The organism is Nitrospirota bacterium (genome assembly GCA_004296885.1).
In the GTDB taxonomy this organism is placed as follows: Bacteria; Nitrospirota; Nitrospiria; order Nitrospirales; family Nitrospiraceae; genus SYGV01.
In genome coordinates, this window is sequence record SCVN01000015.1 from 165555 (window position 1) to 185502 (window position 19948).

Genomic DNA, 19948 nt, shown 5'->3' on the forward strand with positions numbered 1-19948 from the left:
GTCAGGTCGGAATGAGTCAATCACGTGAATGTGCACAGGGGCTTGCACAGAGCCCGCAGCAGGGACCTTGACAAAAGGCCGGCGCGGCGGTAGGAAGAGGTCTGAGCCATCCAGCAAGATACGAGGGTCATCATGCCGGTGAACATGGATCCCAAGAAGCGTAAGAAAGCGGCGGCGCAAGACGCGCAGGCCGGCGGCGATTCTGCCTCGGGGACGAAAAAAGAGAATCTCGAAGAAGTCACCGAGCGGGACAAGGAATTGGCCGCGGCGGACGCCGAGTGGAAGAACCTCTGGGACGCCACCGAAGTCATCGACATGGACCGGTGGTAACGAACCGAATTATGAATTTAGAATGGTGAATTCTGAATTGATAGAATCAACACGCTGAGCACAATAATTCATCATTCAACATTCATCATTCACAATTTATGAGAGACTAGGCGGGCAGGAAATAGAACGCGAGCGCTAAGATCAGATAGACCCCGATCAACATCGCCCCTTCCATCCAGTTCGACTCCCCATCCATCGACACGAAACCGACCACCAGCACGGAGATGGTCACCGCCGCCACTTCGAAGGGCGTAAAGATCAGATCCAGCGGCATCCCCATCAGGTAGCTGGCAAACACCAGCACCGGCGCGACGAACAAGGCAATTTGCAGACTGGACCCGATCGCGATACCCAAGGCCAGGTCCATCTTGTTCTTCATCGCCACCATGACCGCCGTCGAATGCTCCGCCGCGTTGCCGACCAGGGCCACAAGAATGACCCCGACAAACACCTGCGTCAGGCCCAAGCCCTTGGCGGCCGGCTCGATTGCGCCGACTAGGATTTCGCTCATCACCGCCACGGCAGCCGTCACGACCGCCAGCACCCACACGGACTTGCGGAGCGGCCACGCGTCCTCGCCGGTTTCTTCCGCATCAACCGCCTCCCCCACATACAGGTGCCGGTGGGTCTTGAGCGAGAACAGCAAATTCAGCAGATAGATGGCAAAGAGAATCACCGCGATACCGAGGCTCAAGGCCCGGTCCACCGCCACGCCTTGCTCCTTGGCGGTGACATCCGAGATGGCCGGCACGACCAGGCCGACCGCAGCGATCAGCAGGAGGCTGGCCCCCACCCCCGCGGCAGTGCGGTTGAACCGTTGCTGTTCGTGACGGAGCCCTCCCGCCACCATGGAAAAGCCCAGGACCAGCAGAATATTGCCGATGATCGAGCCGGTAATGGAGGCCTTAACGACGTCGTGCAACCCCTCTTTGAGCGCCACGAAGGCGATGATCAACTCCGCCGCGTTGCCGAGCGAGGCGTTCAACAATCCGCCCAGCCCGGCCCCCACGTGGCTGGTCAAATGTTCCGTGGCCTTGCCCAACAGGCCGGCCAATGGGACAATCGCCAAGGCGGAGGAAAAAAAGACCAGCATGGGATCGGCATGGAGCAGCTCCAATGCCACAGCCAGCGGCACGAAGAGGAACAGGATATTGAGCCCGAGGGTGAACCGCTTGAACATCGCGGCAGAGTAGCATAACCGGCTCAAGGCGGCATAGCCCCAGAAACGGACTCGTTCTATGGCTGACTCAGTCTCCCCGTCACCATCTCGCCAGGCCCTTTACTACCCGTTTCACCTGTGCCACGAGCGGACGCTCACGCGCCTCCTGGATACATACGCCTCCGTCCATTTCAGGGACTACATGGCCTTGCAACTGACGCAGTTCAGCGGCACCACCGCCTACGCAGACCGGATGGGCGGCTATCACGAAGCCCTGTTCAAGGCGGGCCGCATCGTCCAGGGGTATAACGTCAGCGGCCCGCTCAATGAAGAAACGATCGCCGCGGTGAACCGGGATCTGGCCGACCCGGCCTGGCGAGCGGAGTTCCATCGAGCCTTGCGGGAAGACCGGCGTTTTCAGCGGGGACTCTTCGACCTGTCCCACGGGATGCGGATCGGGAATCAACTGGTGCCCGGCCCGGCCGTCCTGCTCAGGCTCATCGAAGCAGAGCGGGTCGCGCACCCCTGGACATTCGCGGAGCTGCAGCGGTCGAGCGGATCGTCGTCGTCATTGGAGGACAGCTACGGCTACGAGTACGGGCTGGCCCTGGTCAAAACGTCCGCCGCGCTCGCCTACACGATCCGCCTCGCTCGCCAACACGGGCTGGAGGCGGTGACCGACTCGGAATCTCACTTTCGCTTATTAACTCGGACCTGCGACAGGGACGGAATTGCACTGCCCAACCAGTGGCTCCCCAGAGAAGGCTACTGAGAAGAGGACCGGGCTTGGCAGGCCGGCAGGCTGCTTGTTAGAATATTCGGCAATGGCTGAGTCTCCAGGCACAGTTGCCGTTCCCGAGACCATCGAGGAAGAACACACAGGCGTCGGCGATGGGCTGGAAGCCCGTGTGATCGTCTACAACTGCAACTGCCACACCTATCAACAAGTCATTGCCCTCTTTTGCGAAGTCATTCCCGGCATGACCCCCGCAAAAGCATTCGAGCTCGCCTGGCGCATCGACCATGAAGGCAGCGCTACGGTCTATCAAGGTGAGTGGAAGACGGCCGAAGGCATCGCGAAGTTTCTGGCCGGCGGTGGGCTACGGGTCGCGCTCCAATAACAAGAAAGGGGCAGGCGATGCTCTCGCCTACCCCTCCCGTTCGTCAATATTGGTGCGTTAGGACGGTTACCGGTGCGAAACTTTCCGGCGAGGCCGTGCTTTGCTGGTGGCAGCCCGCTGAGTGGATCGCGCCGACCGTTGGGTGACCTTCTTCCGAACGGAGGCCTTCGGCTTCGCATGGCTCTTCCCGTCCTTCTGATGCGCGGTGGGCCAGGCCGGAATCCGGCTGGGCTTGCTCAGAAGTTCGCCGCTATACACCCGAACCTGGTACAGTTCGAAAAGCTTGGTGATCGCCTTCGGATCTCCCTTGCGGGCCGAGTTCAAGAGTCGGCGCCGCTGATTCAATTCTTCTTCTTCAGTGTGGGACGCTGCTCGTCGTTCCATATCCCCCCTGACCTTTCTCCAGCCCACTCCTTTGGGTTGGACTTCGTAATGCTGAGATAGAATGGCAGAATATATACTAAGAGCCCTCATTTTTCCAGCAAAATGGGCATTTTTACTGCACAAGGCCTTAAATGGGGCTCTTCAAACCTGTTGACAGTGAACGCAAGTTATTGATATTGCAACAATATGTTTGATTGCGGTGTTCCGCATACAATCGAAGCCGCGACTGTAGGTTGTCCCAGGCGAAAACCGGCGATATAATCGCCTGCCCTTTCATGCGCACAAGATAACGCCCCATGACAAAAAGGAGCCTAACCGATGGAAATGTATAAGCGAGAAGAAGGAAAGACCGACGTCCAGGACGACCCCAAAGCCCGCGCCCTCTTAAAAGGGGCCTTCGAAAAGACCTCCCGCTGGCAACCGGACTTCAAAGGGTTCACCGCCGACCTGACCGTGAACGTGAACGGCAAGGAAATCCGGGGCAGCGTCACTGTGAAAGGACCGCGCGACGTCAGCGTCAGTCTGCCAGACCCGGAAGTCCAGAAGTGGGCGGAAGGCCAGATCGGCATGATCGCCGTCCACCGAGCCCCACGCAAATTCGAGGAGGCGGACGGCAAGTACTCTCTGACTTTGGGAGAAGATCGCGACCATCCGCTCGGCCCCAAGCTGACCATCCATGGGGACGGGATGCACTCGTACTACCGGGTCAAGGGCGACCGGATCACCCAGATCAACCGCAAGATGCCGCACACGGCCTTCACGATCAACGTGGAGGACAGCGCCCTGACCAAGGACAACAAGTTCCTCACCACCCGCTACACGGTCTATTACTACAACCCGCAGGACAGCAAGCTCACCAACGTGGAGAGCTTCATTGACACCCACACCCGCATCGGCTCGTCGGACTTGCCGGCCGGCCGACAAATTATCACCTACGAGAACGGAGAGGTGGCTGCCAGGTCTCTTACATTTAAAAACCACAAGATGCTGTGAGCATGGATCTTCGCAAGCAGTTCCCACGCAGCCCCAAAGACAAGCTGGTCGGCTATGTGCACTTAGCCCGGATGATCGACAAGTGCCGGGCGACATTGGCCAGCACGCAGGGCGAGTACAAATACCCCTGCCCGATGGACCAACGGCTTTTGGATTTTGCCGGCATCACAGCGGAGCAGTTCACAGAAGCGGCCCGCGGCATGACGGACCCAGCCCTGGCCGAGTGGTTCAAGAAGAGCGCCACATCGCACAGTCCCGCCGAAATTGAGCAATGGAACGCACGGTTCCTGACCTGGGAGCCGGACACAGAAGAAAAGCGGGTCTACTTCAAAAAACTGCGCGATGCGGTGGACCCAAGCAGGCCCGACATCACCGCCTGGGCCGACCTGCTGGACTTGGATGAAAAACGACCTGTGCCGAAACGAACGGCGAACGTGAGGGGATAAGAATGGAACTCGTGAAATGGATGGGTCTGCTGACTCTGGCCGTGATGATCAACGGGAACGTCCTCGCGGTCGCCGAAGACCTGCCCCGCGAAGCGGTCCTGCCTCTGGCCCTGGCCAACAAGGCCGCGGCGGCTGCGGTCGAGAAGTGCAAGCAGGACGGTTACAAAGTGAGCACCTCCGTCGTGGACAAGGCGGGCGTGCTGAGGGCCTTCCAACGGGGCGACGGAGCCGGACCACACACGGTGGATAGCAGCAGAAAGAAGGCCTACACGGCCGCGAGCCTGGGCAGGACCACGAGCGAACTGGGTGAACTCGTCGTCAAGATGCCGCACCTGCAAGCCATAGGAAAGATGAACGAGAGCATCATCATCCTGGGTGGTGGGCTCCCGATTCAGTTCGGCAATGAAGTCGTCGGCGGGATCGGCGTCGGCGGCGCCCCAGGCACCCAGCTCGACGACGCCTGCGCCCAAGCGGGTCTGGATGCGATTGGGGCGGTATCGAAAGTAGCTGGAACGAAATAGGCGACTCTGCGTGAGTTCATATACAGAGCGATACGTGGCCTTTCTTGATGTTTTGGGCTTCCGTGATTTAATTCACCAGTCTGTCGGTCAGAATGCACCAGTCACCGTGGATCAGATCTGCTCCATATTAGACATCCCGCCGCCAATTGGCGAAGACAAGATGATCCTTGGACGTATCGGAGATATATCAAGGTCTGGCCATCGATTGACCGCTTTTTCAGATAGTATTGTCCTCACGACAGATCCCACCGAACAGGGGCTAATGCACTTGCTCCATCATGCGGCAAAGATCGGCTTTAACTTGGCTCGCCTCAACGCTCTATATCGAGGGGGTGTAGTGCGAGGGCTCGTTTACCATGACGACCAACAAGTTTTCGGTCCAGCAGTGGTCACTGCGCATGACATAGAGAAACATGGAAAATGGCCACGTGTTGTTCTGAGCGAGGAAGTCATACGAGCAGGCCGCTCGGCCGAAGAACCTGTCAGGACCGTGTTTAGCCGTCTTACCCGAGTTGACGATGATGGGAAAGTATTTGTTCACTATTTGAGAGTTCTTCGCATGGTTGCAGATATGAGTGGGCCCCTCCCCGCTGATATGCGCACCATTCATGAAGGAATTACTTCGTTCATAATGAACGAACTTTACCGACTTAAAGATAGGCCAAATGATAGGGAAAAGGTCGAGTGGTTCCGATCCTACTTCCATTGGGCTATAAATGCGCCTACGCCTTAGACAGATAGCTACTGGCTATCTTACTGACTAACACTAGCTTACACTTCGCATGGTATGAGCGAACTAATTTACCATCCTAATCGTTACGCTTATTGCCGACCATTTATAAAAACTCTTCTCTCAATTTACAAACAAAACGCTGGAACGGGAACGCCGACAATGGAAGCTCTCAATGCCATTGGCGATTCTTATATGCAGCTATACAACACTGCCGTCCAAAAGATGCCTTTTGAGCAACGCCCAATGAATACGGGCTTCATGAGCAAAGAAGTATCGCTTTTTATGCACTTCGCAAGGTTCGAAGCAAATGGACGAAATATCTTTCACTTTCAACCCGCGCTTACCTCGCTTCTGCGGAAAACGGATGTGGACGATGTTCTGCTCCACACCATTAGGTTGCCATATGATTGTTTTCACATGACTTTTGAAAAGCAGCCAGACTTGAACCTTTGGGGACAAGGTTACTTCGTAGACGGGGCCTACATTTCAACAGTTTCAAGCAGGACAGCAAACATACTGCAAATTCTATTGACCACGCTTAGGACTGACCTCGATTATTCAACCAAGCCCAATTTTATATTGCATCCTGATCGTTACTATTATTTTTCTCTCGACCTTATTCCGAAAGAAACAAATGTAAAGACCGCGATTGAGAGATCTCTGAAAGAACATCAGCCCTTCAGCCCCAAGGATATTCCCGACACTACGGGCACTTATAGAGTTGAAGGTAAGACCATTTCGCTTATTGATCGAGGAAAACTTTCGCAGATTGAGGTTGCTGAAGAGAATCGACTGGGATTCCCGATCTTCCTCGAAGCAATCAAACTCGTCATCAATGGACTTTGCTATCTGTCTTCACAACATAAACAAGTCAACACTCGTTTTCCTGAAAGTGTACCAACGGCGCTCCTTCAGAAACTCCAAGCCACAAAAAGGCCTACTGAAATTTCAAGGACAACTCGCAAGCTCGCCAGTATGGGATATACGAGAATTCACTTCTGTGGTGATGAAATACAACGGGAAGCCAACTGCCTGCCCACCGGGCAAGAACTTCCCACTCATTGGAGAAGGGGTCATTGGAGAAATCAAGCCTTTGGTGAGCGATTTTCCGAGCATAAACTTCTGTGGATTAAACCTACGATGGTTCGCAAGGACAAAGGTGAACCTTCACAAGGCCACATCTATGAGGTTGAAAGCGCCGACAATTGACCAACCTGGTGCGTCGTTCGTCACCCCAGCGCTTCACTTCAGTCCTTCTCCGCCCATCCCCCCGCCGAAGCCGCATTGGCCGCTGTTACTGAGGAGATCCCTCAGGACACGCCCATGAGAACATCTTCGTCCGTCAGGTAACCGTGCGCCCGAGCGAAAGGCATCGCTTTGCGCCGGAGCCGCGCAAGCAGAAGCAATGAAAGCTGACGCCGCAGGGCGTCCCGCACCACCTCGCTTCGCTTGCGTTTAGAGCGGCGACAGACCCGGCCCAGCATTTGCGCCAACTCATCATCCAGCCTGACAGTCACTATGCGTTTCATGTGGTGAGATATTCTCGCAATGAGATCAGCCGAATCCCTCGATATTCCTTCAGGCCCAGCATCGCCTTATCGCCTGTGACGATGCAATCAGCCTCGCCCGCTTCGGCGCACTCCAGGATTCGGTTGTCCGGATCATCTGCGAACACCTTGACCTTGTGTTCTGGCCTTACCAACTCGCCCATTTCAGTTAATGTGACGGCCAGGTGGCTTAACGTGTCTGGATCATGACTAAATTTCCCGGCCAAGGTCGAGAGAACTTCATCAAGGATCGCTTTGGAGATCAGGAGATCGTCTGCGCCATCGAGGATTCGGAGCAAGGCTTTTTCGGCTTGGCTGCCCGGGAAGATCAACGCCGAAATGTAAATGTTGCTGTCAAACACCACCCTCACTTTTGAGCCAAGTACTTGCGAAGGTCTCGCTCCGTGAGGATTCCCTTCTCTCTGGCTTTCTTTGTCCAATAGCCCTGCGCAACGAAAAAACTCTGTTTGAGCCGTTCGCGCTTGGCCGCCCGCAATGCCTCCTGGATCACTGCGCTAACCGTCTTGCCTTCTTCGCGCGCCAGTTCATCCAGCTCTTTCGATAGCGCGGGAGGAAGAGAAATGGTTTTCTTGACAGCCGTGCTCATGGTGCACCTCCGGTATGAAAAAATCATACCACAGTCGCCCGCACCACACCAGTCAGGAGGACACAATCGAGCTTGCGCCCCCTACTTCAGCCCCTCTCCGCCCATCCCCCCGCCGAACCCGCCGAAGTTGCCGCCGAAGCCGCCCTGACCGCTGCCCCAATATTCGCCGCGGCGCAGACGGCCGAAGGGATGGCGTAAGTCCGGACGGCTGATCCACCAGAGAAAGGCCAGCGCGCCGAAGCCGGTGAAGAGGGTCAGAAAGATGCCCAAGCCCTTGAGATGCGAGCGGGGCGGATCGCCGACTCGGATCTCCTGCGCGGCTGAGGCCAGGGCCACGGAGGTTCGGTAGAGCCCTTCTTCAAACTGTCCATGCCGGAACGAGGGCTCGATGTACTGTGTGCTGACTTGTTCCAAGATCTTCGGCGTGATCACGCCCAACAGGCTCCGCCCCATCGTAATGGCCGCCTGTCTCTCCTCCACTGCCGCCAACACCAACACCCCATGGCCCCTCTGGGCGGTTCCGATCCCCCACCGTTGATAGAGAGCCTCCGCATAGTCGTTCGCGGTTTTGTACGGCTTGATCGTCTTGACCGTGACGATCACCATCTCGACGCCGGTCTTCCGTTCCAAATCCTGGCAGACGGACCGGATATTCGCCTTCCACTCGACCCCGATCACCCCCGCATGGTCTGTGACATAGCCCAGCGGTTCCGGCAGCGGTGTCTTCTCTCCCGGCAAGGCAAGCGCCGGACCGGCAGAAGCGGCCCATGCCAATATCACCACCCATGCTGTGACAAACGCCTTCACCATTTGCCTTCCGCTTTCAATTGTTCCACCCGTTGAATCACCCCTTCCAGCGAGGCGACATACCGGTCGAAGAGCCTTGGCACTTCCAGCGGCCCAGGCGTGCTCTGACCGCGCTTAAGGCTCAGCACTTCTTGAAATCCAGCCGGGTCTATGCCCAATTGGGCTTGGAGTTGATCGAAGAACCCCTCGCTCTGGGCCGGCACGGACAGGCCCTTGATCCGCAGGAGACCCCTCAGGCAGGGCAAGAGCGATGTCAGGGACAGGGGCAGGAGGATCAGGATGGCCTCCTGCTTGCCGCCGCCTTCGACGAATCGCTGCCGCAACCGGAGGAGATTGCCCCGGATTTCCTGCTTACATTGCAGACCAAGGTTGCGCTGATCCACGTGCAGCGAAGGAAAGGGATCGCGGCCGACGAGCAGCACATGCCGTTCCTTCATTTCCAGATATTCGAGCGGAAAGAGAGCCGCCGAGGCCTGTAACTCTTGCTGCGTCAAAAACAGCGGCACGACGATGCGCTCCTTACCCCAGCGTTTATGAATCTTCGCATACTGTTCCAGCAATGCCGTGTCCTGCTTCGCGAGTATGATGAGAACATTGAGATTGGACCGGTCCGGCAGGAACTCTCCGCCCGCAGCGCTGCCATAGAGAATGATCGCTTCCAAGGCCTGGCCGAAGAGTTTCGTCACCTCCTCAAGATAAGACCGGAGCGTTTGCCGCACCTCGGCCGGCAGGTGCTTGGGGATACCTTCTGTTGAATCCTGACTCATCTTCTATCTACGCCCCCCTTACCGTTGCGTCCGCCGGCAGCTGATCCGCATGGGGATCGGGCAGGAACCCGGCAATCATCAACCGATCCAACAGTCCAAACGGCGGCTCGGATCGAAACCCGGCCGTTGTGGCCAGCACCCGATAGCTCAGCCGCTTGTTGCGCTCCATGCCCTTGAACACCCGGTCGCGCAAATAGGCCAGCAAGGGATTGCCCGTGTTCCAGAACAGGACTTGCTCGTCCGCCAATTTCTGGAGCATGTCCACTTGCGGCCGACGGACCCGTTCGTACTCGGCCAAGGCCGAGGCCGACCAATCGTTGCGCTCCAACCACCGGGGGATGAGATCAGCCAGGGCCATCGCATCCACCATCGCTTGCATCCGGCCCTGCGAGGCATGGGGATTGATCGCATGGGCCGCATCGCCGATCAGCACGGCCCCATCGGCCACCCAAGTCTTGGCTTTCACCCGGCCTGTGGGCAGGTAGGCGGTCTGCTTCCAGTCCACCAGACTCTCGGCCATCGGCGCCAAAGTCGGATCAATGGCCAGCCATCGTTTTCGCAGCGCATCGAGTCCCGCGTCCTTGATCTGCTGCATGGACCCGGCCGGAATCATATAGAACAGATAGGCCTTGTCGCCTGCCGCCGGAAAGGCCCCGAGGATCGTCTTCTTCCCCACAAAATAGCGGGCCTCTTCCATGTCCTTGGGCCGCTCCAGGATGGCAATCAGATAGCCCTCCGGGTACATGTACAGCTTGGCTGCAATGCCCAGGGCTTCTCGCACGTGCGACCGAGCCCCGTCTGCTCCCACGACCAGCTTGGCCGAGACGGTCATGGGCCGACCGTCACATTCCACCTCCACACCGACCACGCGGCTCCCCTCGCGCAGCAGCTTCTTAAATGTCGCTCCGTAGCGAAGGCTGCCTGGGGCCCGAGTCTCCAGTTCCCTGAGAATCGCATGGTGGGCCACGTTCGGCAATGTCACCAGCGCCCGATTGTAGGGAGGGGGCAACATTCCATAGTCAATCGTACACAATCGTTCACACCCGCCCGCCCTGGGCGCGCCAAGACACGCCCCTTCCCGTGCGCCACCCACGCGGCAGAAGTGAAAATACCGCACCGGCCTCGTGGCATCCGCCGGGAGCTTGTCGAGCAGCCCCAGGCGATCCAAAATCTGCTGCCCGTTGGGCTGGAGAATCTCCCCCCGCAGGCCTCCGGGTGGCCCAGGCGCCTGCTCCAGGACCAGCGCCTTGATCCCCTTCTGCGCCAGCGCGAGACCCAGCACGGCCCCGCCTCCGCCTGCGCCAATCACCACCACATCCGTCCGTTCTGTCATCGCAGCAGCCACGAGGTCCTCATCGCCAGTCCCCATACCGGACTTGGTCTTTCCACATGGACAGGAACTTCTCTCGCGCGTGCACACTGGTCGCATGGTCGGTGATCACATCCAGCCGCTCGTCGTTGTACCGGTGGCCGCTGGTGGTCTGGTTCATCGAGCCGGAGGTGTTGATCTCGTCGTCGATGACCACTTGCTTCAAATGCATGAGCCCGTCGTGCTGGTTGACCTTGATGGGAATGCCGGCCAGTCTGAGCGTTTCCAGCGCCGCCCTCTGCTTGGGGTCCTTGAGTTTCTCCCGGTCGGTGATCACGCGCACATCCACCCCCCGCTTATGAGCTGTCACCAAGGCCTGGACCACCGGCGGAAAGGTGATGCCATACACCGCCACGTAAATGTATCGCTTGGCCTTGCCATAGAGGGCCACGAGCTTGTCGCCGGGCAAGTCCTCCGGCGCATAGTAGAGGTCGATCGTCGCAGCTTCGGCGGTTGGAAGCGAAGGGACCGGCAGGGCCCAGCCGATCCCCAACAGCCCCAACAGTAGAACCGGCACCAGGCGCCAGACAGGAAGAGATGTCATGTGTCAGTCTTCGAAGAGGTCGCGGAAGTGATCCTCGGACGATTCCCAGGCCTGCGGTGATGTCTTTTGAAGCCACTCTTTGAGGAACGCCTTCTGGCCGGGAGTCAGCATTTGCTTGATCTGATGCGAGCGACCCTGCAGCGGTTGCAGGAAGCCGGCCCGCTTGTTGAAGTCCAACGTGGCGGTGCGGACATAGATGTTCGTGTAGGCCTCGGGCGATTCGTCCCCGTCTCCCTGCACCCAGACGGAGAGAAACTTTTCCAGCTTGAGTCCGGCACTATCCAACGCCGGATCCTGGTCGTGAAACAGCTCGTTCTCGGACTCTTTCAGCGGCACCGCTTCGTTGTGTCGAAACAAGAAGTTCTGCTTCCACATGCAATCAACAATCCCCTTCGTTGAATCCTTTGCCCATCTCGTGCCTCGTACGGGCACGAAAAGTGGCCATACTGTAGGGGAAACCCTTGGAAAGTCAAGGCGGTCTCCTTGACAAGGGCTTGCTGAGTTTGTTAGCGTTTGAAACTTCTTTTCTCTCTCACGGACTCAGGAGCCGTTGCATGCAGGTGAAAATCAACGGGAAATCGGAGGAAGTCCAGGGTGCGACGGTTTTGGACCTCCTCAAAGCCAAGAATATCGACCCGCACATGGTCGCCGTCGAGTTGAACAACACGATGCTGGAACGAGACCATCTGGGGACCGCCCAAGTGAAGGACGGGGACCGCCTGGAGTTTCTCTTTTATATGGGAGGTGGCCGTTGACCGCTCGCTCCCACAAGACCATCGTCGAACTCATCGGCAATACACCGCTGGTGCGGTTGAACCGCCTGTCCCCCGAAGGCGGCGCCACGATTTACGCCAAGGTGGAGTACTTCAATCCCGGCGGCAGCGTGAAGGACCGCATCTGCCTCAACATGATCGACGAGGCGGAGCGGCAGGGCAAGCTCAAGCCGGGCGGGACGATCGTCGAGCCGACGAGCGGGAACACAGGGATCGGGCTGGCGCTCGTGGCCGCGGTGCGCGGATACAAGCTGATCCTGGTCATGCCCGAGAGCATGAGCATGGAGCGGGCGAGCCTGCTCTCTTCTTACGGGGCGCAACTGGTGCTGACGGCCGCCTGGGAAGGGATGAAGGGCTCGATCAAGGAAGCCGAGAGCATCGTGGCGCAGAACCCGTCCTATTACATGCCCGATCAGTTTTCCAATGCGGCCAACCCGGCCATGCACCGGAAGACGACGGCGTTGGAAATTTGGGAGGCGTTGGACGGCAAGATCGACGCCTTCGTGACCGCCGTCGGCACGGGCGGGACGATCACCGGCTGCGGCGAAGTGTTCAAGGAACGGAAGCCCCAGGTGCAGGTCATCGCGGTCGAGCCGGCCGGATCGCCGGTGCTCTCCGGCGGAGACCCGGGCCCGCACAAGATCCAGGGCATCGGCGCCGGGTTTGTTCCGAAAGTGTTGAACCGAAAAATTCTGGACCGGGTGATCACCGTGACGGATGACGAAGCTTACCAGACCTCCAAGCAGCTCGCGAAGAAGGAAGGGCTGCTCGTGGGCATTTCGTCCGGCGCCAACGTGTTCGCCGCCCAGAAAGTGGCCCAGGAATTGGGACCAGGGAAAAACGTGGTGACGATTCTCTGCGACACGGGCGAGCGGTACATCAGCATCGAGAAGTACTTTAACATTTGAGCCAAATGGTCAAAAAGTCGACAAGTCGGAAAGTCTTCAAGTCGCTCGGCCAAAGATTTTCTGCTTAACGACTTTCGGACTTTACAACTTTCGGACTCACAGATATGAACTTCACCGACGAACAGATCACGAGATACAGTCGGCATATCCTCCTGCCCGAGGTGGGCGGGAAGGGGCAGAAAAAGATCGCCCAGTCGAAGATCCTGATCGTCGGGGCCGGCGGCCTTGGCTCCCCTGCCGCCTTCTATCTGGCCGCGGCCGGCGTGGGCACCATCGGATTGATCGACAGCGACCTGGTGGACCTCTCGAACCTCCAACGGCAGGTCATTCACCAGACCCCGGACGTCGGTCGCTCCAAAGTGATCTCGGCCAAGGAGAAGATCGAGGCGATCAACCCGGACGTGAAAGTCCTCACCTACGAGGACCGACTGGTGGCCAAGAACGCGTTGGACCTGATTCGCGCTTACGATGTCGTCATCGACGGCGTGGACAACTTCCCGGCCAAGTTCCTGATCAACGACGCCTGCTTCTTCGCCGAGAAGCCGTTGGTGCACGGCGGTATCCTGCGGTTCGACGGGCGCGTCACGACGATCATCCCGAAGAAGTCAGCCTGCTACCGGTGCGTCTTCAAGACCCCGCCGCCCCCGGGCCTGGTCGCGAGCTGCCAGGAAGCCGGCGTGATCGGCGTGTTGGCCGGGATCATCGGCACTCTCCAGGCCACGGAAGCCCTGAAGCTGGTACTGGGCATCGGCCGGCCGCTCACCGACCGGATGCTGGACTTCGACGCCCGCCGGACGACGTTCCGGGAGATCAAGACCAAACGGAACCCGAACTGCCCGCTCTGCGGTTCTCATCCGACGATCACGGAACTGTTCGACCATGAGCCGGAAGTCTGTGCCGTTCGGACCTAACTGGTGGTGATGTCATGGCCAAGATGAAAGCGCTGATCTGCCGGGAATGCGGGAAGGAATACCCGACCAAGGCGATCCACGTCTGCGAGCTCTGCTTCGGCCCGCTGGAAGTGAAATACAACTACGAGGAGATCAAGCAGAACATCTCCCGCAAGAAGATCGAGTCCGGACCGCACAGCATGTGGCGGTATATCGACCTGTTGCCGGTCGAAGGCGCGCCCTCCGTCGGCCCCCATGCCGGCTTCACCCCCATGGTGCGGGCGAAGAACCTGGGCGCCTTCCTGGGCCTGGACGAGCTGTACATCAAGAACGACACGGTCAATCACCCGACCCTCTCCTTCAAGGACCGGGTCGTGGCCGTGGCCCTGACCCGGGCGCGTGAACTGGGCTTCGAGACCGTCGCCTGCGCCTCGACCGGCAACCTGGCTAATTCCGTGGCGGCCCATGCGGCGGCCGCCGGCATGCGCTGCTACGTGTTCATCCCCGGCGATCTGGAAGCGGCCAAGGTGCTGGGCAACCTGATCTACAAACCCAACGTGGTGGAAGTCGAGGGCAACTACGACGACGTCAACCGTCTGTGCAGCGAGATCGCCGGCGAGCACAAGTGGGCCTTCGTGAACATCAACATCCGGCCCTACTATGCCGAAGGGTCCAAGACCCTGGCCTTCGAAACCGTGGAGCAGCTGGGCTGGCAGGCGCCGGACCAAGTGGTGATCCCGATGGCCTCCGGTTCCCTGCTGACCAAGATCAAGAAGGGCCTTCAGGAAATGGAGACCTTGGGGCTGATCGGCAAGGTCAAGACCAAGATCAACGGAGCCCAGGCGGAAGGCTGCTCTCCGATCTCGACCGCCTTCAAGGAAGGGCGCGACTTCTTCAGGCCGGTGAAACCGAAAACCATCGCCAAGTCGCTGGCGATCGGCAACCCGGCCGACGGCTACTATGCGTTGAAGGCGACGGCCGAAACCGGCGGGGCCATGGACATGGTGTCCGACGAGGAAGTGGTCGAGGGGATCAAGCTGCTGGCGCAAACCGAAGGCATCTTTGCGGAGACTGCGGGCGGCGTGACCATCGGAGTCCTGCAGAAGCTGGTCAAGCAGGGCATCATCAAAAAAGGCGACGTGACCGTCGCCTACATCACCGGCAACGGGTTGAAGACGCAGGAAGCGGTGATCGACGCGGTCGGCCGCCCCGTCCGCATCCAGCCCAGCCTGGTGAATTTCGAACGAACCTTTAAGATGGGGAAGAACGGAGGGGCCGACGCATGATCAAGGTCCGCATCCCGACCCCCTTGCGCCCGTTGACCAAGGGCCAGGGCGAAGTCGAGGCAAAAGGAGCCAACATCGAGGAGATGGTCAACCATCTGGAAGGCGCGCACCCGGGCATCAAGGGCCGGCTCTGCGACGAGAAGGGCGAGCTGCGCCGGTTCGTGAACATCTACGTCAACGAAGAAGACATCCGGTTCCTCAAGGGCAAAGACACGATCTTGAAGGACGGGGACGAAGTGTCCATCGTGCCGGCGATCGCGGGAGGCAACTAAATGCCCAGCTTGCGCTTCCACATCCGATTCCCGGAGCAAAAGATCAAGGAGCCGATCATTTACCAGATCGGCCATGAGTACAAGGTCGTCACCAACGTCCGGCGGGCCGACGTGCGCGAGACCACCGGCTGGATGGACGTGGAGCTGACCGGCGAGACGGGCGAAATCGAACGGGCGGTCGATGGACTCAGAAAGAAAGGGGTCCTCGTGGACCCGATCGAGCTGAACGTCGTGGAGTAAGGGCCGCACCGATGGAATTCACCGACGCACAAGTCCAACGCTACAGCCGGCACATCATCCTGCAGGACGTGGGCGGCAAGGGACAGAAGAAGCTGGCGCGCGCCAAGGTCCTGGTGATCGGGGCCGGCGGGCTCGGCTCCCCTGCGGCGCTCTACCTCGCGGCGGCCGGCGTGGGCACGATCGGTCTCGTGGACGGGGACGTGGTGGACCTGTCCAATCTTCAGCGGCAGATTCTCCACACGACCGCGACGCTCGGCCAGCCGAAGGTGGAGTCCGGACGCAAGATGCTGGCGGCGCTGAACCCGGACATCACGATCAAGACCTATCAGGAGAACGTGTCGGCCGACAACATTATGGGGCTCCTACACGACTACGACATCATCCTGGACGGGTCCGACAACTTCTCCACCAGGTTTCTCGTGAACGACGCCTGCTTCTTCGCCAAGAAGACGCTCGTCTCCGGCAGTATCTTCCGGTTCGAGGGTCAGCTCACGACTATCAAGCCCCATGAAGGCCACCCATGCTATCGCTGCCTCTATCCGGAACCGCCCCCGGCCGGCTTGGTCCCCAACTGCCAGGAAGCCGGCGTCCTGGGCGTGCTGGCCGGCACGATCGGCGTACTGCAGGCCTCCGAGGCCATCAAGGAAATTCTCGGCATCGGCGAGACGCTGGCCGACCGGCTGCTGCTCTACGACGCGCTGGAAATGAAGTTCCGCAAGCTGGGACGTCCGAAGGACCCGGACTGCCGCCTCTGCGGCCCCAATCCGACTATCACCAACCTGCTCAGCGACTACACCGTCTCGTGCAGTTTGTGACGTGTCGCTTCTGAAGATTCCCCGCCAGATCCTCGACGAGATGGTGGCCCACGCCCGCGCGCTGGATCCCTACGAATGTTGCGGTCTGCTGGCCGGCACGGACGGAGCCGTGTCGAGACACTATCGCATCACCAACACCGTGGCGAAGGACGCGCAGGCGGTGGAGGTGTTCGACGCGGCCAACGTCAAGCAGCTCGCGGACCTGTCGGAGGCCCAAAAAGCCGAAGTCGCCTACTTCATGGACCCCAAGGAGATGCTCGCCGCCTTCAAGGACATGCGGGAACGGAGCCTCGACCTCGCGGTGATCTACCATTCCCACACCCATTCGCCCGCCTATCCTTCCATGACCGACGTGGGCCTGGCCCTCTATCCGGACGCGGCCTATCTCATTATCTCCCTTGAACTCAAGGCTGCGCCAGACTTGCGGATGTATTCCATCAAAGGCCAGCAAGTCACCCAGATCGAGTTTCAGGCGATTTGAACCTCGGCGCAACCCTGCCCGTTCGTCGAGCCAAAATCCAGTAGACCGTTCCCGCGAACGATGCCATAATAATTCCAAACTTCTTCAGGGAGGGTCCCGTGCAGATCGCTACCCACTTTTTTCGATTCTTCCTGGCCGCTATGGTACTGGCCTGCTTCTCCTGGGTCGTGCCGGCCGCCGCGGAGGACAAGAGCATTTATAGTCCGATCATCTTCGTGGACAAGGAGAAAGGCTTCATCGTGGTGTCCAACTCGGGGGCGGTCTTCGGCGTGGAGGTTCCCGAGGCGGCCAAACCACATCTCGACAAGCTGCCGGTGTCCGGTATGCTGGACATCGTGGTGGAAGTGAGGCCCGGAAACGCGCCGCTGCTCAAAACCTGGAAACTTGCAGCGGGCGACTCGGCCTGCAAGATATTCGACGGGAAGACCTGCAAGTAGGCAGAAGGGCGGCAAGTCGAAAAGTCTGAAAGTCATCAAGTCAGAACAATCGGCGGCAACCCAACATTCTCGATTTTCTAACTTGTGGACTTTCAGACTTCGGATTATTCGGAACTGCCGAGCATATCGTCGATCAGCGGACGGTTGATGTCGGTACACCCCAGACAAATCGCGTCGAAGAGCGCTTCGTGATCGGCGACGTAGTTGCGGCCGTCCACCAGCTTGTCGGCAAGCACGTGCTCATGGCACGTGTCGCAGAGCATCATGAAGCCCCGCATCACGGACACGGTCTTTCGCCCGGCACTCCCTTGCATGTTTTTATCTCCCGGCCCGATGAGACAGAGCTACACGGACCCCTTCATTTGCGCATGCCAGAAATCCTCGGTCTCCAACTCGATCCCGCATCGGGGACATTCGTAGGGTTTGTCCGGCGGGGGGACTGAGAGCGACGTATTCTGAACCTGCCCCAGACAGACGTGAAAAAAATGCCCCCTGGCATGCTCGCTATCCAACGGTTCGTTTTCGTACAACAGCACCATCGCTCCGACTCCTGATTTCACCAGGCCAAAGTATACCCATCCATTGCTCGTATCCGCAACCGGATACGCCGGGGCACGCTTGACTATGCGGGCCATACCAAGCTGCTCGCACAGATGCGATAGATAGGTGGACCGGAACGCGGGGTTGGTTGTGCGGAGCTAGACCTGAAACTGAGCCTCGTAGAGGCCGGTATAAAGACCGCCTCGCGCCAACAGCGCTTCATGGGGCCCCTCCTCTACAATCCGGCCCTGCTCAACCACCAGAATCCGGTCCACGTCATGCAGGGTGGACAGGCGATGGGCGATGATGAACGTGGTTCGCCCTCGGGTCAGCACGGCCAGCGCTTCCCGGATCTTCACTTCGGTCTCGGTGTCGATATTGGAGGTCGCCTCGTCGAAGACCACGATCGGCGGATCCTTCAGCAATACCCGCGCGATGGACACCCGTTGTTTCTGGCCGACCGACAGCTTCACGCCCCGCTCTCCGATCCAGGTGTCATAGCCCTCCGGCAACGAGGCAATAAACTCATGGGCGCGGGCCGCGCGGGCCACCTCCTCAAGCCGGTCCTGGCCGGCGGCCAGGTCTCCATAGGCAATGTTCTCCCGCACCGTGCCGTTGAAGAGAAACGGCTCCTGCTGCACCAGGCCGATCTGGCCGCGCAAAAAAGCCAGGGGAAGGGTGCGGATGTCATGGCCGTCGATCACGACCGCCCCTCCCCGCACATCATAGAAGCGCATGAGCAGCTTGAGCATCGTGCTCTTGCCGGCCCCGCTGGGACCGACCAACGCAATACGTTCCCCCGGCTTGACGGCCAGCGAGACCTCGCGGAGGATCGGCACATCCGGCCGGTAGTGAAACAACACCCGCTCGAATTGCACCGCCCCGACCAACCGCCGGCTGGGCGAGACGGCCCCCGGCCGGTCGCCGACTTCGGGCTGTTGATCCAGAATCTCGAAGACCCGTTCGCTGGCGGCCAAGGCATGCTGCAGCATGTGATTCACCGAATGGATCTGGTTGATCGGCACGTAAAACAGCGCCAGGTAGGACAGAAACATCACCAGCTCACCGACCGTGAGGACGCCGCTCAGAACCTCGCCGGCCCCGTACCAAAGGATCAACAGACTTCCGAGACTGCCCACAAAGATCATGCCCGGTGAATACACCGACCAGAGACACATGGCCTGCAGGTTGCTCTCGCTATATTGACGGCTGATAGCGCCGAATCGCCGTTCTTCGTAGGCCTGCCGGTTGAATCCCATCGTCTCCCTGATGCCCGAGAGGGCATCCTGGAGATAGGCGTTCAGGTCGGCCGCGTGCTTGCGGATCTGGTGGTAATAGCCATGCACGCGCTTCGTGAAGAACATGGCGGAAAGGATCAGCACCGGGATCGGGAGCATGGAGAGCAGTGCCAGCTTCCAGTTCAGCGCGAACAGCATGACCGTGATGCCGGTGAGGGTCAACGAAGCCGTGAGCATCCCTTCGAGGCCGTCGATGAAGATCCGTTCGACGTGCTCCGTATCGTTGGTGACCCGCGACATGATCTCGCCGGTGGAGCGGCTCTCGTAGTAGCTCACTGAGAGCCGCTGCAGGGCGGCAAACACCTGCTCGCGCAGCTCATGCACCACCCGCTGCTCCAGCGTGTTATTGAAGCGGATACGGAGGGAGGCGAACACATTTTTCAACGCATAGGCAGCCAGCAGGCCGGCGATCACCCGGGGCAGAAGATCCGGGCGGCGGGCCTGGATCACATCGTCGATGACGACCTTGATCAGCCAGGGCGGCACCAGCTCCAGCGCCGTGACCAGGCAGGCACAGAGCAGCGTGAACAGGGCCAGCGCACGATAGGGTCGGAGATAGCGAAGGACTCGCAGGAGAGATTTCACGGGCAAGCAGGAACGGTGAATGATGAACGATGAACGTGCGTCAGAGGCGGGATGTAACGACAGTGTCCGCGAGGCCGAACTCTACATTCCGCATT

30 protein-coding genes are annotated in these 19948 nt (G+C 59.2%); 17 read left to right on the forward strand and 13 right to left on the reverse strand.

The window, feature by feature from the left end; all coding sequences use genetic code 11:
* Positions 1-132 precede the first annotated feature (132 nt).
* Entirely contained in the window at positions 133-330 is a 198-nt protein-coding gene (locus EPO61_07975) for a hypothetical protein (GenBank protein ID TAJ08832.1), read from the forward strand.
* Between the two features lie 106 nt (positions 331-436).
* Here the strand turns inward: EPO61_07975 and cax are convergent, their stop codons facing one another.
* Positions 437-1510 (reverse strand): calcium/proton exchanger, encoded by a 1074-nt coding sequence (gene cax, locus EPO61_07980; GenBank protein TAJ08833.1) that lies wholly within the window; start codon positions 1508-1510, stop codon positions 437-439.
* A 58-nt stretch (positions 1511-1568) separates the two neighbouring features.
* Here cax and EPO61_07985 point away from each other — a divergent pair, with 58 nt between their 5' ends.
* Positions 1569-2261: a hypothetical protein gene (locus EPO61_07985; protein ID TAJ08834.1), complete on the forward strand. Its 693-nt coding sequence runs from the start codon at positions 1569-1571 to the stop codon at positions 2259-2261.
* A 52-nt stretch (positions 2262-2313) separates the two neighbouring features.
* Positions 2314-2610: an adaptor protein gene (locus tag EPO61_07990; GenBank protein ID TAJ08835.1), complete on the forward strand. Its 297-nt coding sequence runs from the start codon at positions 2314-2316 to the stop codon at positions 2608-2610.
* Between the two features lie 66 nt (positions 2611-2676).
* Here the strand turns inward: EPO61_07990 and EPO61_07995 are convergent, their stop codons facing one another.
* Positions 2677-2994 carry a hypothetical protein gene (locus EPO61_07995; GenBank protein TAJ08836.1) on the reverse strand — a complete coding sequence of 106 codons (318 nt, stop codon included), beginning with the start codon at positions 2992-2994 and terminating at the stop codon, positions 2677-2679.
* A gap of 318 nt (positions 2995-3312) precedes the next feature.
* On the opposite strand from EPO61_07995, the gene EPO61_08000 reads away from it, so the two are divergent.
* Genes EPO61_08000 through EPO61_08020 form a run of 5 tightly spaced genes read left to right on the forward strand, consistent with a single transcriptional unit; the run spans position 3313 to position 6896 of the window.
* On the forward strand, positions 3313-3987 hold the full coding sequence (locus EPO61_08000; protein ID TAJ08837.1) for a DUF3386 family protein: 675 nt from the start codon (positions 3313-3315) through the stop codon (positions 3985-3987).
* Between the two features lie 2 nt (positions 3988-3989).
* The gene (locus EPO61_08005) at positions 3990-4433 is read left to right on the forward strand and encodes a DUF5069 domain-containing protein (protein TAJ08838.1); all 444 of its coding nucleotides are present in this window, start codon (positions 3990-3992) and stop codon (positions 4431-4433) included.
* Positions 4434-4435: 2 nt separating this feature from the next.
* Positions 4436-4954: a heme-binding protein gene (locus EPO61_08010; GenBank protein TAJ08839.1), complete on the forward strand. Its 519-nt coding sequence runs from the start codon at positions 4436-4438 to the stop codon at positions 4952-4954.
* Positions 4955-4988: 34 nt separating this feature from the next.
* Positions 4989-5687, forward strand: coding sequence for a hypothetical protein (locus EPO61_08015; GenBank protein TAJ08840.1), 699 nt, complete (start codon positions 4989-4991; stop codon positions 5685-5687).
* Positions 5688-5741: 54 nt separating this feature from the next.
* The gene (locus EPO61_08020) at positions 5742-6896 is read left to right on the forward strand and encodes a hypothetical protein (protein TAJ08841.1); all 1155 of its coding nucleotides are present in this window, start codon (positions 5742-5744) and stop codon (positions 6894-6896) included.
* Positions 6897-6997: 101 nt separating this feature from the next.
* Here the strand turns inward: EPO61_08020 and EPO61_08025 are convergent, their stop codons facing one another.
* The 8 genes from EPO61_08025 to EPO61_08060 are packed head-to-tail and all read right to left on the reverse strand — an operon-like array spanning position 6998 to position 11703.
* Positions 6998-7216, reverse strand: a complete 219-nt coding sequence (locus tag EPO61_08025; GenBank protein ID TAJ08842.1) for a ribbon-helix-helix protein, CopG family — start codon at positions 7214-7216, stop codon at positions 6998-7000.
* Positions 7213-7605 (reverse strand): putative toxin-antitoxin system toxin component, PIN family, encoded by a 393-nt coding sequence (locus EPO61_08030; protein ID TAJ08843.1) that lies wholly within the window; start codon positions 7603-7605, stop codon positions 7213-7215. The genes EPO61_08025 and EPO61_08030 overlap by 4 nt, the downstream gene beginning before the upstream one ends.
* The gene (locus EPO61_08035; GenBank protein TAJ08844.1) at positions 7602-7868 is read right to left on the reverse strand and encodes a CopG family transcriptional regulator; all 267 of its coding nucleotides are present in this window, start codon (positions 7866-7868) and stop codon (positions 7602-7604) included. The genes EPO61_08030 and EPO61_08035 overlap by 4 nt, the downstream gene beginning before the upstream one ends.
* A gap of 54 nt (positions 7869-7922) precedes the next feature.
* Positions 7923-8651 carry a TPM domain-containing protein gene (locus tag EPO61_08040; protein ID TAJ08845.1) on the reverse strand — a complete coding sequence of 243 codons (729 nt, stop codon included), beginning with the start codon at positions 8649-8651 and terminating at the stop codon, positions 7923-7925.
* The gene (locus EPO61_08045) at positions 8645-9415 is read right to left on the reverse strand and encodes a nucleotidyltransferase domain-containing protein (GenBank protein ID TAJ08846.1); all 771 of its coding nucleotides are present in this window, start codon (positions 9413-9415) and stop codon (positions 8645-8647) included. The genes EPO61_08040 and EPO61_08045 overlap by 7 nt, the downstream gene beginning before the upstream one ends.
* A gap of 7 nt (positions 9416-9422) precedes the next feature.
* On the reverse strand, positions 9423-10760 hold the full coding sequence (locus tag EPO61_08050) for a monooxygenase (GenBank protein TAJ08847.1): 1338 nt from the start codon (positions 10758-10760) through the stop codon (positions 9423-9425).
* A 7-nt stretch (positions 10761-10767) separates the two neighbouring features.
* Positions 10768-11328: a hypothetical protein gene (locus EPO61_08055; protein TAJ08848.1), complete on the reverse strand. Its 561-nt coding sequence runs from the start codon at positions 11326-11328 to the stop codon at positions 10768-10770.
* A gap of 3 nt (positions 11329-11331) precedes the next feature.
* Positions 11332-11703, reverse strand: coding sequence for a hypothetical protein (locus tag EPO61_08060; protein TAJ08849.1), 372 nt, complete (start codon positions 11701-11703; stop codon positions 11332-11334).
* A 179-nt stretch (positions 11704-11882) separates the two neighbouring features.
* On the opposite strand from EPO61_08060, the gene thiS reads away from it, so the two are divergent.
* From thiS to EPO61_08105, 9 genes are all read left to right on the forward strand, one after another.
* The gene (gene thiS, locus EPO61_08065; protein ID TAJ08850.1) at positions 11883-12083 is read left to right on the forward strand and encodes a sulfur carrier protein ThiS; all 201 of its coding nucleotides are present in this window, start codon (positions 11883-11885) and stop codon (positions 12081-12083) included.
* The gene (cysK, locus tag EPO61_08070; protein TAJ08851.1) at positions 12080-13009 is read left to right on the forward strand and encodes a cysteine synthase A; all 930 of its coding nucleotides are present in this window, start codon (positions 12080-12082) and stop codon (positions 13007-13009) included. The genes thiS and cysK overlap by 4 nt, the downstream gene beginning before the upstream one ends.
* Positions 13010-13113: 104 nt before the next feature.
* Entirely contained in the window at positions 13114-13920 is an 807-nt protein-coding gene (moeB, locus tag EPO61_08075) for a molybdopterin-synthase adenylyltransferase MoeB (GenBank protein ID TAJ08852.1), read from the forward strand.
* Between the two features lie 14 nt (positions 13921-13934).
* Complete coding sequence (locus EPO61_08080) at positions 13935-15185, forward strand: threonine synthase (protein TAJ08853.1); 1251 nt, start codon at positions 13935-13937, stop codon at positions 15183-15185.
* Positions 15182-15457: a MoaD/ThiS family protein gene (locus EPO61_08085; GenBank protein ID TAJ08854.1), complete on the forward strand. Its 276-nt coding sequence runs from the start codon at positions 15182-15184 to the stop codon at positions 15455-15457. The genes EPO61_08080 and EPO61_08085 overlap by 4 nt, the downstream gene beginning before the upstream one ends.
* Complete coding sequence (locus tag EPO61_08090; protein ID TAJ08855.1) at positions 15458-15697, forward strand: FeS-binding protein; 240 nt, start codon at positions 15458-15460, stop codon at positions 15695-15697.
* An 11-nt stretch (positions 15698-15708) separates the two neighbouring features.
* Positions 15709-16512 (forward strand): molybdopterin-synthase adenylyltransferase MoeB, encoded by an 804-nt coding sequence (moeB, locus tag EPO61_08095; protein ID TAJ08856.1) that lies wholly within the window; start codon positions 15709-15711, stop codon positions 16510-16512.
* A gap of 1 nt (position 16513) precedes the next feature.
* Complete coding sequence (locus tag EPO61_08100) at positions 16514-16993, forward strand: M67 family peptidase (GenBank protein TAJ08857.1); 480 nt, start codon at positions 16514-16516, stop codon at positions 16991-16993.
* A 98-nt stretch (positions 16994-17091) separates the two neighbouring features.
* Complete coding sequence (locus tag EPO61_08105) at positions 17092-17430, forward strand: hypothetical protein (GenBank protein ID TAJ08858.1); 339 nt, start codon at positions 17092-17094, stop codon at positions 17428-17430.
* Between the two features lie 104 nt (positions 17431-17534).
* Here EPO61_08105 and EPO61_08110 read toward each other — a convergent pair whose 3' ends face one another.
* The 3 genes from EPO61_08110 to EPO61_08120 all read right to left on the reverse strand — a co-directional run bounded on the left by EPO61_08110 (position 17535) and on the right by EPO61_08120 (position 19853).
* Entirely contained in the window at positions 17535-17744 is a 210-nt protein-coding gene (locus EPO61_08110) for a hypothetical protein (protein ID TAJ08859.1), read from the reverse strand.
* A gap of 30 nt (positions 17745-17774) precedes the next feature.
* On the reverse strand, positions 17775-17969 hold the full coding sequence (locus tag EPO61_08115) for a hypothetical protein (protein ID TAJ08860.1): 195 nt from the start codon (positions 17967-17969) through the stop codon (positions 17775-17777).
* Positions 17970-18128: 159 nt separating this feature from the next.
* A complete protein-coding gene (locus EPO61_08120) occupies positions 18129-19853 on the reverse strand; it encodes an ABC transporter ATP-binding protein (protein ID TAJ08861.1) in 1725 nt (574 codons plus the stop codon).
* Between the last annotated feature and the right edge of the window lie 95 nt (positions 19854-19948).